At 66.9% G+C, this 13,457-nt stretch carries 13 protein-coding genes and 1 tRNA gene; 8 read left to right on the top strand and 6 right to left on the bottom strand.

Annotation, left to right across the window (positions count from 1 at the left end):
* Positions 1-96: 96 nt before the first annotated feature.
* Positions 97-1,398: a hypothetical protein gene (locus NDI56_RS09075; protein WP_310919146.1), complete on the bottom strand. Its 1,302-nt coding sequence runs from the start codon at positions 1,396-1,398 to the stop codon at positions 97-99.
* A 185-nt stretch (positions 1,399-1,583) separates the two neighbouring features.
* On the opposite strand from NDI56_RS09075, the gene NDI56_RS09070 reads away from it, so the two are divergent.
* On the top strand, positions 1,584-2,183 hold the full coding sequence (locus NDI56_RS09070) for a hypothetical protein (protein ID WP_310919145.1): 600 nt from the start codon (positions 1,584-1,586) through the stop codon (positions 2,181-2,183).
* A 3-nt stretch (positions 2,184-2,186) separates the two neighbouring features.
* Here the strand turns inward: NDI56_RS09070 and NDI56_RS09065 are convergent, their stop codons facing one another.
* Complete coding sequence (locus tag NDI56_RS09065; RefSeq protein ID WP_310919144.1) at positions 2,187-3,323, bottom strand: CBS domain-containing protein; 1,137 nt, start codon at positions 3,321-3,323, stop codon at positions 2,187-2,189.
* A gap of 107 nt (positions 3,324-3,430) precedes the next feature.
* Between NDI56_RS09065 and NDI56_RS09060 the strand changes: the two genes are divergently transcribed.
* Both NDI56_RS09060 and NDI56_RS09055 read left to right on the top strand, forming a co-directional pair.
* A complete protein-coding gene (locus tag NDI56_RS09060; RefSeq protein ID WP_310919143.1) occupies positions 3,431-3,739 on the top strand; it encodes a lycopene cyclase domain-containing protein in 309 nt (102 codons plus the stop codon).
* 101 nt (positions 3,740-3,840) lie between these two features.
* Positions 3,841-4,326: an HTH domain-containing protein gene (locus NDI56_RS09055; protein ID WP_335342705.1), complete on the top strand. Its 486-nt coding sequence runs from the start codon at positions 3,841-3,843 to the stop codon at positions 4,324-4,326.
* Here the strand turns inward: NDI56_RS09055 and NDI56_RS09050 are convergent, their stop codons facing one another.
* Positions 4,327-4,677 carry a hypothetical protein gene (locus tag NDI56_RS09050; protein ID WP_310919141.1) on the bottom strand — a complete coding sequence of 117 codons (351 nt, stop codon included), beginning with the start codon at positions 4,675-4,677 and terminating at the stop codon, positions 4,327-4,329.
* A 280-nt stretch (positions 4,678-4,957) separates the two neighbouring features.
* A tRNA-Val gene (locus NDI56_RS09045) sits at positions 4,958-5,032 on the bottom strand.
* A gap of 177 nt (positions 5,033-5,209) precedes the next feature.
* Between NDI56_RS09045 and trpD the strand changes: the two genes are divergently transcribed.
* Genes trpD through trpG form a run of 4 tightly spaced genes read left to right on the top strand, consistent with a single transcriptional unit; the run spans position 5,210 to position 9,121 of the window.
* A complete protein-coding gene (trpD, locus tag NDI56_RS09040) occupies positions 5,210-6,205 on the top strand; it encodes an anthranilate phosphoribosyltransferase (RefSeq protein WP_310919139.1) in 996 nt (331 codons plus the stop codon).
* Positions 6,202-6,852, top strand: coding sequence for a phosphoribosylanthranilate isomerase (locus NDI56_RS09035; RefSeq protein WP_310919138.1), 651 nt, complete (start codon positions 6,202-6,204; stop codon positions 6,850-6,852). The genes trpD and NDI56_RS09035 overlap by 4 nt, the downstream gene beginning before the upstream one ends.
* On the top strand, positions 6,849-8,483 hold the full coding sequence (gene trpE / locus NDI56_RS09030; RefSeq protein WP_310919137.1) for an anthranilate synthase component I: 1,635 nt from the start codon (positions 6,849-6,851) through the stop codon (positions 8,481-8,483). Before NDI56_RS09035 ends, trpE begins: the two co-directional genes overlap by 4 nt.
* Entirely contained in the window at positions 8,480-9,121 is a 642-nt protein-coding gene (trpG, locus tag NDI56_RS09025) for an anthranilate synthase component II (RefSeq protein WP_310919136.1), read from the top strand. Before trpE ends, trpG begins: the two co-directional genes overlap by 4 nt.
* Here the strand turns inward: trpG and NDI56_RS09020 are convergent.
* On the bottom strand, positions 9,118-9,306 hold the full coding sequence (locus NDI56_RS09020; protein ID WP_310919135.1) for a DUF8029 family protein: 189 nt from the start codon (positions 9,304-9,306) through the stop codon (positions 9,118-9,120). The genes trpG and NDI56_RS09020 overlap by 4 nt on opposite strands.
* A 589-nt stretch (positions 9,307-9,895) precedes the next feature.
* Here NDI56_RS09020 and NDI56_RS09015 point away from each other — a divergent pair.
* Entirely contained in the window at positions 9,896-13,036 is a 3,141-nt protein-coding gene (locus tag NDI56_RS09015; RefSeq protein ID WP_310919134.1) for an adenosylcobalamin-dependent ribonucleoside-diphosphate reductase, read from the top strand.
* Positions 13,037-13,103: 67 nt separating this feature from the next.
* On the opposite strand, the gene NDI56_RS09010 is transcribed toward NDI56_RS09015, so the two are convergent.
* Positions 13,104-13,394: a DUF7526 family protein gene (locus NDI56_RS09010; protein WP_310919133.1), complete on the bottom strand. Its 291-nt coding sequence runs from the start codon at positions 13,392-13,394 to the stop codon at positions 13,104-13,106.
* Positions 13,395-13,457: the final 63 nt, after the last annotated feature.

Raw genomic sequence — 13,457 nt, 5'->3', positions numbered from 1 at the left:
CCAGTGATAGCATACAACACGGTCACTCAAAGAGGCGTAGTGCCACCTGCGGCCGGGTGCGTTCGACATACCGACCGGCTACTCGTCCCGCGCTTCTCACCGCCGACCGAGTGCGACGCCGACGGCGAGTAGCGGCGACCCGAGGAGCAGCCCCAGACCAGTCGTGCCCAGCACGTAGGGGACGAGGAGCCACCCGAGACCGGTGACCGGCCCGAACAGCGGGACGGCCGGCAACAGCGCGACCGCGACCCCGGCGGCGGCGGTGAGGACGGCGCGGTCCGTCCGCCCCCGTTCGAGCGCGTACCCCGCCGGGAGGAGCGCGAACAGCGGCCCCAGCAGTGGGAGGCTGCCGACGGCCGACCACGTGAGGCTGTTCCCGGATACAAGGGTCGTTGCGACCAGCGTGACAGCGGCGGCCAGCCCGGCACCGAGGGCGGCGACACCGACGAGCAGGCGGTACGAAACGACCTCGCGGACGCCGCGGCGGCCGAGTACACCGCCGAGGCCGGCGACGGTGGCACCGATACCGACCCCGGTCATCGCCGGTCCGCCGGCGTTCAGTCTGGCGCCGACCAGCGACAGCGCCACCAGCGCAGCGCCCCACACTGCCAGTCCCGGCCCGGCGGGGTCGAGCTCCGGGACCAGCCTCGCGTCGGCCCGGTCGCGGCCGTACCCGACGACAGAGACGGTCGCCGCGGCGACCACCGCCGGCAGTCCGACCAGAACGACGGCGTTTACGACCGCGACGGGGCCGACGAGGGAGGCCAGGGCGACGAGGCTCCACAGCGGGCCGACGGCGCTGTCACGAGGGACGAACGTGACGACGGTACCCCGGTCCAGCGCCGTCAGGGTCATCCGCGACCCGTCGTCGGCGACCGTCGCACCGGGCACTGCTCGGTCGATTCGGGTCCCCGGCGGGGCGACCACGGTGAGACGGTCCGCGCCGAGGCCGTCGAGGTTCCGGTAGCCGTAGGCGGCGGTGAACTCGCCCGAGTGGAGCGTGTCGCCGGGGGCGGGGTCGGCGAAGCCGGGCTCGCGGTACCGGAGCATGACGCTGTCGGCGGTGACGGTCGACCCGCGCAACTCGGTGTCCCACATCGCCCGCTCGGCGATGGCCCGTCGCAGCGTCGCGTTCGACCGGAGGCGGTCTGTCCCCGCCGCGAGCCGGTTGCGGACGACCCACGTCGCCGTCCCGTCGCCGTGGACGGTGACTGTCGCCGTGCTCCGCTCGACCGACAGCGAGACGCCGTGCCGTTCGGCGGTCGTCTCGAAGGAGTCGCCACAGGCGTCACAGAGCGGCCGCGGCGGCGGGGCGGCGCTGCCGACGACCGGCGCGATGCCGAGGAGGACGAGCAGGAGGGTACACGGGAGCACAGCGCGGTGGTGAGACCGACCCATGCGTGGCTCCACCTGTGGCAAATGCAAATAGCTCCCGGTGGCATACGGCGGGCAGACCGCTCCGTAGCGCGCCCACTCCGGTCGTCGCCCGCAGTCCCGGACGCGGCGTCGTCGCACGTCCGCCAGCGTACGCAGGCCCAGTTCTTAGGCCCGTACACCGGCTACTAAGGGCGGAGGCCATTGTTATGACCGACGACACGAACGAGACACTGCTCAATCGCATCGCCGACTCCAGACGGGAGTTCATGAAGAAAGGCGCGCTCGCCTCGGGCGGGCTCTTGCTCGGGGCGTCCGGGACCGCCGCTGCGCAGGAGGACGACGGCGGCATCCTCGGCGAGGGGTGGCAGGCGCTCATCTTCATCTCGAACTTCCACCCCAACGGCCGGTTCGTCTTCGTCTCGGACGTGGTCGAATTCACCCCGAACTACGGCGACGTCCGGGACAGCTTCTTCACCGACTACAACACGTATCAGATTCGGTGGCTGGACACCGACGAGGTGGTCCCGCTGTTCGTCGCCGAGGACGCCCCTGTCGGCCAGTACGACTCGGACCTCGGGTTCATCCCGGACGAGGACGACGACTCGGACCAGCCCCAGGTGTACGAGGTGAATCAGGAGTGGACGCCCTTCGGCGACAACGAGCGGCTCGTTACCATCAACGCCAGCCCGCTGGCGGAAGACGAGGAGGACGCCCTCCTCGATGCGCAGGACTGGTGGCAGGAGACAGATGGCGGCAACGGTGGCGTCACCGACGAGACCCCGACGGGCAACACCACCGCGAACTGACCGCTACAGCTCGCCGAGCTTCCGGAGCAACTGGCCGCGGTACTCCTCGTCAGCTTGGACGCCTTTCCGTTCGAGGACGTTGCGCTCTAGCTTGTCGAGCGCGACGTTGAACGCCATCTCGGCGCCGTACCCCTCGCCGGAGCCGGCGGCCTGACCCTTGTTGGTCCGGAGGCGAATCTGACACTGGATGAGCGGGGTGCCACGGAGCTTCTCCTTGTGCTCGTGGAACCGGACGTGGGCGTGCTGGACCTGCATCGCCTGGTACTTGTCCGCGACCTTGCTGATGTCGGCGCGGATGTCCTCCCGGGAGATGGTGTCCAGCAGCGAGATGTTGGTGATCTGGACGTCCATGTGGTCCTCCTCGGTGTAGGTCAGCGCCCGGAGCACGTCCGTCTTGGTGACGATGCCGATGACGTGGTTCACGTCGTCGGTCACGACCAGCCCGGCGAAGTCGTGGTCCAGCATGCGCTCGACGGCGTCCCGGACCGAATCGCTCAGCTCGGCCGTCTCGACGGGGCTGTTCATCACGTCGTAGACGGGCAGGTCCAGCACCCGCTCGATCTCGCCCGAGCGGTCGCCGCGGGTGGCCTTGTCCATGTCCCGGACGACCACGTCGACGATGTCGTGGCGGGTGACCATCCCGGTGAGGCCGTCGGTGTCGTCGAGCACCGGGAGCCGTGAGATGCTGTGTTTCCGCAGGAGGTTGACGACCTGACCGACGTTGGTGTCCTCGTCGACGGTGATGACGTCCTCCGTGTAGATCTGCTCGATGGTCAGGGCGTCGAGGTTCTCGATGACCGCTTCGAGAATGGCGTCCTCGGTGATGATACCCCAGAGCTCCTCGCCCTGAAACACCGGCGCGACTTTCGTCCCGCCCTCGACGAGCACGCGTGCGACCTTGCGCACGTCGGCCGTCCGCTCGACCTTCGGCGCAGAGCGCGTCATCGCCCCGGCTTTCGCGTCGTCCTCGACGTGGGACTGAACCAACTGCTTCTGCGTGATGACGCCGGCGTAGGCACCGTCCTCGGTGACGATGATGCCTTTCGGGTTCTCCCGCTCGAAGATCGCGCGGACCTTCCCGAGCCGCTTGCTGGCGTCGACTTCGACAAACTCTCTCGTGGCGATGTCAGAAATATCCATCGTGCTTCACGACCTGAGGTTATACGTGAAGGGTTATCAAGGTTGGTTACATTCCCACCTCGTGGGGGTTGGGACAACGTTTAGGATGTCCGCGCCCTCTGTCGGATATGCTCCCCGACATCAGTGTGTTCGGCCCCTACACGTATCTGGTAACGGAAGTGGTCTTCGGGACTTTCGCTTTTTTGCTCCTCTGGCGGGTCGACGCGCTCGGACGGGCCGGCCGGACAATCGTCGCGCTCTACCCGATCGCCTACGTCTGGGACTGGTACACGCTCCAAGTCGGCGTGTTCGCTATCAAACTGCGGACGGGCGTCGACCTGCTCGGCATCCCAATCGAGGAGCACATCTTCATGGTCGTCGTGCCGGCGTTCATCGTGGGGATTCACGAGACGCTTCACGAGTGCGAACGACGCTGACGACCGGCCAAATCAGGTTCTAGGAGTATATATTCCACTGGAGCATGGGTACATTCCCCACGGAACGTATTTGTAGACTCGTCTTCATCTCCGAGACACCCATGAATCAGCCATCCCCCTACATCGAACTGTACGTCAGGTCCATGTTGCCCGATGGCGCCGGAGAGCGCCAGGAGAGCGTCATCGACAAACTCGACGAACTGGACCGCACCGACGAGATAGCCGGCTACAACGTCGTCGTCTGGGGCAAGCAGATCGCCCCCGAGTCCGGGGCCGCCGCCACCGAAGAGGGCCGCTACATCCTCAATCGCGTCGCCGAGTTCAAGCAGTGGGCGCTCTCGAACAACGTCTCGCTGGAGTCGTTCTACCAGCGGACCACTGTCGACTCCGAGGTCACCGGGGCGGCGTACGACGCGATGGTCCTCCCGGTGATGGGACTGGCCGAGTACGACGAGGACGAGCTCACGCACGTCGCGCCCTGCACGGAGGGCGAGGAAGTCCACACCATCACCGACCGGCTGGAGCGCCTTGAAGCGGGCGAGCCGTCGGCCCTCGAAGAGCGAGCGACCAGCGCGAGTTTCGTCTGATTACGCGCGCAGCGACCGGGCGTACGAGCCGACGTCGTCGTTACCGGAGAGCGACGCCAGCACGGCCTCGCTGTCGGCCGCGAGTTCGTAGGCCGGCCGTCCCTTCCCCGTCGCCGACTCCGTCTCGGCCTTCGCGAGCAGCCCCGCGTCGGCGAGCGCCCCCAGCGCGGTGATGACCTCCTGGCGCTCGACGCCGCCGAAGGGGTCGCGGTCGATATCGTCGAGGCGCGCCTTCGCGGTCTCCGTCACCTCGTAGGAGTGGGCCGGCGTCGCTCCCGCCGCCGACAGCTCGACGACCGAGAGCAGCACGAACTGTTCGAACGACTGAATCGAATCGAGGGTGGCGTCCATACGTGTAATCCCGTTGGCCCGTCCAAGAAACTACTGAAACGCCCTCGGATTCGACAACTGAACGGTATACGCGAGGGCGGAACCAGTCCCGTCGCGGGGATGGACCGCCGCGACAGGGACGCGTCGCTAGACGATGCTCATGTACTCCGGAATCTCGTGGCGGTTTGTCGAACCCACCGGACGCACCCGGCGAACCGGTGAAAGAGTGAGACGATACCGACAAAGAGTGGGTACTCGCGGACGATTTCGTCGCTCACGGTGATGTTCGCGACAGAAGTAGTGGGTTCGGGCGGATTTGAACCGCCGGCCTCCTCCATGTCAAGGAGGTGTCATAACCGACCTAGACCACGAACCCTCGCTGCCTCGTGCAACCAATCCTTGCCGGGGGGTATAATTGAAGGTTTCGGATTGGAGACCCGCACGTCGTCTGTTGGTTCGCCCCACACCTGCGCTTCGTTCCCCCAGCCCGATAGGCTTAAGTCAGTGTGCAGATTTGTACATTACAACACGAAAGAGGCCATTGGTGACCAATATGAAGGATTACATCGAGCGCGTCACGGACGGCGAGGACCTGACACAGGACGAGGCACGCGAGGTCGCGACGCTCGTCTTCGAGGAAGCCACCGAGGCCCAGATCGGAGCACTGCTGTCGTCGCTGCGGGCGAAAGGCGAGACGGAGGCCGAAATCGCCGGCTTCGCACAGGGGATGCGCGACGCGGCCCGGACCATCGAGCCCGACCGGGCGGGGCTGGTCGATACGTGTGGCACGGGCGGTGACGACTACAACACCATCAACGTCTCGACGACCAGCGCCATCGTCGCGGCGGGGGCCGGCGTCCCCATCGCCAAGCACGGCAACTACTCGGTGTCCTCGTCGTCGGGCAGCGCCGACGTGCTGGAGGTCGCCGGGGTCGACGTGGACGCCGAGCCGCCGGCCGTCGAGCGACGCATCGAACGCGACGGTATCGGCTTCATGCTCGCGCCGGTGTTCCACCCGGCGATGAAGGCCGTCATCGGCCCGCGCAAGGAGCTGGGGATGCGGACCGTGTTCAACATCCTCGGGCCGCTGACGAACCCCGCCGGCGCCCACGCGCAGGTGCTCGGGGTGTACGACCCCGACCTCGTCCCGGTCCTCGCGGAGGCGCTGGCCCGGCTGGACACCGAGCGGGCGCTCGTCGTCCACGGGAGCGGGCTGGACGAAATCGCCATCCACGACGAGACGGCGGTCGCCGAGGTCACCGGCGACTCCATCTCGGAGTACACCGTCACGCCCGCCGACATGGGGCTCGAACGGCACGACATCGGCGCTATCGCGGGCGGCTCGCCCGAGGAGAACGCCGCGGACCTCCGGGGAATCGTCTCCGGCGAGGTCACCGGCGCGAAGCGGGACATCATCCTCGCGAACGCGGGCGCGGCGATATACGTCGCGGGCGTCGCCGGGAGCCACGAAGCGGGTGTCGACCACGCTCGCGAGGCCATCGAGTCGGGTGACGCCGCCGCGAAGCTGGAGGACCTGATCGGGGCATGACGCGCGTGAAAATCTGTGGCGTCACCACCGCTCGGGACCGCGACGCCGTGGTCGCGGCCGGCGCGGACGCCGTCGGCGTCATCCACGGGGTCCCCGTCGACACGCCCCGCGAGGTCGACGCGGCCACCGCGGCCGACCTCGTGGCCGGCGTCCCGCCGCTCGCGACGAGCGTGCTCGTGACGATGCCCACGACGGTACAGGCGGCAGTCGAGCGGGTCGACGCCGTCAAGCCCGACGTCGTGCAGGTCCACGACGGGCTCACCCCGGCAGAGCTGGGCGCGCTCTCCGGGCGCGTGAACCAGCAGATTATCGCCGTGGTCGACGCCGCGGCCGACGACCTGGCCGACTACGCGAACCACGCCGACGCCGTGCTGGTGGATTCGGTGGACGACGAGGGCGCCGGCGGGACCGGCGAGACCCACGACTGGGAGCGCACGCGCGAGGTCGTCGACTCGCTCGGCGTCCCCGTGATTCTGGCGGGTGGGCTCACCCCCGACAACGTCGCCGAGGCCGTCGAGACAGTCGGCCCGTTCGCCGTCGATACGGCCAGTGGTGTCGAGTCGGACGGCGGCGTGAAAGACCACGACGCCGTCCGGGCGTTCGTCGCGAACGCGACCGCGGCGACTGCGACGGAGGTGTCGGCGTGACGCTCGACATCTCGCGCGAGCAGTTCGTCGAGCACGCCGAGGCCGACCGGCCGGTCGTGGTCCGCGCCGCGGCACAGGTCGACGTGGACATCGAACCGCTCGCGGCCTACGCGGCGCTTTCGGGCCGGACCAGCGACGCCGCCGAGAGCGACTACACCTTCCTCCTAGAGAGCGCCGAGAAGGTCGCCTCCAGCGACCCCGACGGCGCCTTCGCCCCGGAGACCGACGACCGCCACGCCCGGTTTTCCTTCGTGGGCTACGACCCGCGGGCGGTCGTCACGGTCACGGGCGACGAGAGCTCAGTCGAGGTGTTCGACGACCGCTACGCGGACCTCGTGACCACCGACGGCGGCGACGTGGTCGACGACCTCCGGGCGGCGATGCCCGACGTGGAACTGCGGGCCTTCCCCGAGATGGACCGCCAGCACCTCGACGGCGGGCTCGTCGGGTTCCTCTCCTACGACGCGGTGTACGACCTCTGGCTCGACGAGGTCGGGATGGACCGACCGGAGTCCCGGTTCCCGGACGCGCAGTTCGTCCTGACGACCTCGACGCTGCGGTTCGACCACGCCCAAGCGGCGGTCGAACTCGTGTTCACGCCCGTCGTCCGCGCCCACGAAGACGCGGGCGAGCGCTACGACGAACTCGTCGCGGAAGCCGAGCGCGTCGAGGCGGCCCTGTCGGGCGCCGACTCGCTCGACACCGGCGGGTTCACGCGCGAGGCCGAAACGGCCGGGCCACAGGACGCCTACGAAGAGGCCGTTTCCCGGGCCAAGGAGTACGTTCTCTCCGGGGACATCTACCAGGGCGTCATCTCCCGGACCCGGGAGCTGTACGGCGACGTGGACACGCTGGGGCTGTACGCGGCGCTGCGCGAGGTGAACCCATCGCCGTACATGTATCTGCTGGGCTACGACGACCTGAGTATCGTCGGCGCCAGTCCCGAGACGCTCGTGTCGGTGGCCGGCGACCGCGTCGTCTCGAACCCCATCGCGGGCACCTGCCCGCGGGGGAACTCACCCGTCGAGGACCGCCGGCTGGCCGGCGAGATGCTCGCCGACGGGAAAGAGCGCGCCGAACACACGATGCTGGTCGACCTGGCGCGAAACGACGTGCGCCGCGTCGCCGAGGCCGGCTCCGTCCGCGTCGAGGAGTTCATGAACGTGCTCAAATACAGCCACGTCCAGCACATCGAGTCGACGGTCACTGGGACGCTCTCGCCGGACTGCGACGCCTTCGACGCCGCTCGGGCGACGTTCCCCGCGGGGACGCTCTCGGGGGCACCCAAGATTCGCGCGATGGAGATAATCGACGAACTGGAACGCTCGCCACGGGGCCCGTACGGCGGCGGTGTCGGCTACTTCGACTGGGGCGGTGACACCGACTTCGCCATCGTCATCCGCTCGGCGACCGTCGAGGAAGGCGTTTCGCTGCCGGACGGTACCGGTGACCCGGTCCACGACCGCATCACGGTGCAGGCCGGGGCCGGCATCGTGGCCGACTCCGACCCCGAGAGCGAGTACGTCGAGACCGAACAGAAGATGGACGGCGTGCTGGCGGCGCTCGAACGGATAGCGCGGGGCGACGACGCGGTCGAATCGCCCGCGGACGAAGTGGAGGTCCGCCGATGAGCGCCGGCCCTGCGAGCGAGACGGCGGCGGACCAGCCCCGCGTCCTGTTCGTCGACAACTTCGACTCGTTCACCTACAACCTCGTCGAGTACGTCTCCGAACACGCGGAGACCGAGGTCCTTCGGAACACGGCCACGCTGGAGGAGGTCCGGGCGTTCGACCCGGACGCCATCGTCATCTCCCCCGGGCCGGGTCACCCGAAGAACGACCGGGACGTGGGTGTGACGATGGACGTGTTACGCGAACTGAGCCCCGAGACGCCGACGCTGGGCGTCTGTCTGGGGCTGGAAGCGGCCGTCTACGCCTACGGCGGGACGGTCGGCCGCGCCCCCGAGCCCATTCACGGGAAGGCGTTCCCCATCGACCACGACGGCGAGGGGGTCTTCGCCGGGCTCGAACAGGGGCTGCAGGGCGGGCGCTATCACTCGCTGGTCGCGACGGAGGTCCCCGAGGAGTTCGTGGTCTCGGCGACGACGACCGAGGGCCCGTCGGACCCGGCCGACTCAGACGGTGAGACCGAACTGGTGATGGGCGTCCGTCACCGCGAATACCCCATCGAAGCCGTCCAGTTCCACCCCGAGTCGGTGCTGACGGCGGTCGGCCACGACGTCATCGAGAACTTCCTCTCCGGTCTCTAGAGCCCCAGACCCAGCAGTCCGAGACCCCACAGCACGGAGACCGCGATGATGGCGATAACGACGAGTCGCCACGCGACTTTCATCACGAGCCGACCGACGAGCAGGACGATAGCGATGACGACCAGGCCAGCGAGCACCGCCGGCAGCGTCCCGATTCCGCCGCCGAGTTGCAACAGGGATAGCATACGAGCTATGACACACAGCGGACACAAATACTTCGTGGCTGCGTTCGCGGTAGTGATAACTGCCTGACCAGTGAAACGAACCTGACAACACATGTCTGAAATGATAGGTCGGCCCACGCTCATCGCCGGTCCACCGACCACCGCTATCGCGCATCGCCCGACAGCGGCCGTGTCGCGAGCTAACCGCCAGAGGGCGTCGCGTCTGACGCGGATTTCAGACCGGACAATCCGCGCTGATTCGACGCAAATCTCCACCTGAAACCCCCGCCAGTTTCCACTGGATTTCCCGCTTCCATCAGGCGGTTAGTGAGGTGTCCGTTTCACTTTCACTGCGGTCTACATACCATTAATAAGAAACCGACGTTGCTAGTGGTCGTACACGAACAGTCCGTATCGTGTCGTCGGCATCGACTCACAACCACCGTAGTATCCACTATCTGACAGCTACGGGAACTGACACGAAACTGAGAAAGCAAGCGTTATACCGCATCCATGATTACCTATTCGCCGCCAGAAATGACCGGAGCCCGGACTACACTACGACGGAAAAACGGCCATCAGCGGGCCGCTACAGTCGGGAGGACGACGGATGAGTGACGCGGAGCTCACCGCCGACGACCTCACCCTACCCATCAAGCGCACCGAGGGAGACACCCTCGAAGACCGACTGACAGGCAACGCCTATCACAACATCCTGCCGGCGCGGTACCTCCGCAAGGACGCGAACGGGGACCTCGTCGAATCGCCCGAGGACCTCTTCGAGCGCGTGGCGAAGAACATCGCCCTCGCCGAGGCCGTCTTCGAGGCCGACAAGCGGGACATCGAGGTCACGGTCACGCCCGACCAGCTGAAGCCGGGCCACCCGCGCCGTGACGAACTCGCCGCCGAGGTCTTCGGCGCCGGGACCACGGCGACGGACGACGCCGAGACGACGCTCTCTGTCTACAACGTCAACAAGTTCGCCTACGACACCGTCGTTCCGGAGCTGCCCGACTCGGTCCGCGACCACGTCGAGGAGACGGCCGACTCGTTCCAGGAGCAGATGGAGCGGCTCTCCTTCATGCCGAACTCGCCGACGCTGATGAACGCCGGCGACGAGCTCCAGCAGCTCTCGGCCTGTTTCGTCGACTCGCCCGGCGACGACATCGACGACATCCACCAGACCGCAAAGGAGGCCGCACAGGTGTTCCAGTCCGGCGGCGGGATGGGCTACGCGTTCTGGAAGCTCCGCCCCTACGGCGACCCCGTCGGCTCCACCGGCGGCATCGCCTCGGGCCCCATCACGTTCATGCGGACCTACGACCAGATGTGCGAGACCATCGCCCAGGGCGGTGCCCGACGAGGCGCCCAGATGGGCGTCATGCGCGTCTCCCACCCGGACGTCATCCAGTTCATCCACGCCAAGAACAAGGACGTCTCGCTGGCCGAGACGCTGCGCCTGAACGACCCCGACGACTTCACGCACAACTCCTTCGCCGAAGCCCTCGAAGAGGCCCGCGAGCTCATCGACGAGGACGGCAAGGTGCCCAAACACCTCCGCAACGCCGTCGAGGGTCACCTCTCGAATTTCAACATCTCCGTCGGCATCACCGACGACTTCATGGAGGCGTACAAGAACGGCGAGGAGTTCACCTTCACCAACCCGCGCACCGAAGAGCCCCACATCGCCACCGCCGAGACCAAGGAGCTGTACTCGATGTTCGACCTCGGCGAGCACGTCGAGGTCGGCGAAGAGCTCTCGATTCCGGCCGAAAAGCTGTTCGAGCGCATCGTTCAGGGCGCCCACGAGAACGGCGAACCGGGCGTCATCTATCTCGAACGCGTCAACAAGGAACACTCCTTCGACGTCGAGGAACACCCCGACCACCAGATTCTCGCGACGAACCCGTGTGGCGAGCAGCCACTGGAGGAGTACGAGGCCTGTAACCTCGGTCACATCAACCTCTCGACGCTCGCCGCGCTCGACGCCCCGGACTACCGCGTCTGGGCCGACGAACACGCCGACGAGTACGACTCTCAGGAGGCCGCTATCGACGCCTTCCTGGAAGAAGCGCTGGACATAGACGAGCTCGACCACCGCATCGAGCTCGGCACCCGCTTCCTCGAAAACGTCGTCACGATGTCCGACTTCCCGGTCGAGAAAATCGAGGAGAAGGTCCGGGAAATGCGAAAGATCGGACTGGGCATCATGGGGCTCGCCCAGCTGTACATCCAGCTCGGCGTCGAGTACGGCTCGCCCGAGGCCAACGAGATCGCCCGTCAGGTGATGCGCCACATCAACCACGGGTCCAAACGAGCGAGCCGCCAGCTCGCCGAATCCCGTGGCGTCTTCGACGAGTGGGACAACTCCAAGTACGCGAGCCCCACCGAGTACCGCGAGTGGTTCGAGAAACAGACCGGCGAGGACGCCGACGACTGGGCCGAGGGCTTCCCCATCCGCAACCACAACACGACGACCATCGCGCCGACGGGCACCACGTCGATGATCGGCAACACCACCGGCGGCTGTGAGCCCATCTACAACGTCGCCTACTACAAGAACGTCTCCGACGACGTCCAGGGCGACGAGATGCTCGTCGAGTTCGACGACTACTTCCTCCGCGCGCTGGAGGACAACGACATCGACGTCGACGCGGTGAAAGAAGAGGCCCAGGAGCAGATGGCCAACAACGAGTTCGACGGCGTCGACGGCCTGACGACGGTGCCCGACGCCATCGGTGAGCTGTTCGTCACCACCGGCGACCTCTCGGCCCGCGACCACGCCGGCATCCAGGTCGCCTGTCAGGAGGGCGTCGACTCCGCCATCTCGAAGACCGTCAACGCCCCCAACGACTCGACCATCGAGGACGCCGCCGAGGTGTTCCAGTACATCTACGACCACGGCGGCAAGGGCGTCACCTACTACCGCGACGGCACCCGCAGCAAGCAGGTGCTGACCACGCGGGCCCAGAACGCCGAGTTCGCCGATATGGACACCGAGGAGCTCGTCGCCCAGATCGAGGAGGTCTTCGGCGGCATCGAGGGATTCCTCGAAGACGACGCCGTGCAGGACGCGCTGCAGACGTCCGTCGAGGGCATGCTGTCGGCCGCCGACGGCGAGGAGAGCGAGTTCGCCCGCAAGCGCAGCCGACCCGACGTGCTCCACGGTGTCACTCAGCGCATCGACACCGGCTACGGGAAGCTCTACGTCAACATCAACGAGGACCCCGAGGCCGAGCGACCGTTCGAACTCTTCGCCAACATCGGGAACTCCGGTGGCTTCACCGCCTCCTTCACCGAGGCGCTGGCAAAGACCATCTCGACGGCGCTGCGCTCGGGTGTCGACCCCAGCGAAATCGCCGACGAGCTGCAGGGCATCCGGTCGCCGAAGGTCGCCTGGGACAAGGGCGAGCAGATCCAGTCCATCCCGGACGCCATCGGCACGGCCCTGCGTCGCTACCTCGACGGCGACGTCGACAAGGCCTACCCACAGCAGGTCACCCTCGAAGAGACCGCCGAGGAGGAGGAGGCTCGTGAGCAGTCCGCCTCTCACAAGACCGACGGTGGGCCACAGACTGCCGATACGAGCGTCGACGCCGGCCCGCAGGCCGACGCCGGTACGGAGACCGGCGACCAGCAGGAACTCATCGACGCGGGCGAGAGCCCCGAGTGTCCCGACTGTGGCTCGATGTCGCTGTACTACTCCGAAGGCTGCAAGACGTGCGAGTCCTGTGGCTGGTCCGAGTGCTGAATCGCTGAAAAACTAATCCGTGGCCGGACGGAGCGTGTGACACCGGAGCCGTCTTCGCTGCCCGTTTTCACTCGAATTCGATGACTTCGTAGACGTCGTCGACAGTGGTGAACTCGACCGTCGCTTCGATTTCCGTCCCTTCCTCGGCCCCCTCGTCCGAGACGAGCGTGACCGGCCTGATGGGGTCGCGCTTGAAGAAGGCGACCACTCGCTCGAAGAACGACGGTGCGCCCCCCTTCCGACAGACGAGGAGGTACCGGGACTCCGCCAGCTCCGCGACGGTCCCGTCGAGTTCGTAGTCGCCCTGCTCTTCGGGCGGGACGACGTGGATGACCTCGCCCGTTATCTCTCTGGGCATACGCGCTGATTGGCGTCTAGTCGGATGGGTGTTTCCTGTTGGGGTCGCTGTTGTGCTGTATTC

This window comes from Halomicroarcula saliterrae (assembly GCF_031624395.1).
Classification (GTDB): domain Archaea; phylum Halobacteriota; class Halobacteria; order Halobacteriales; family Haloarculaceae; genus Haloarcula; species Haloarcula saliterrae.
Note: the sequence above shows the minus strand (reverse complement) of the source record. Positions and strands in the feature narration are given on the sequence as shown.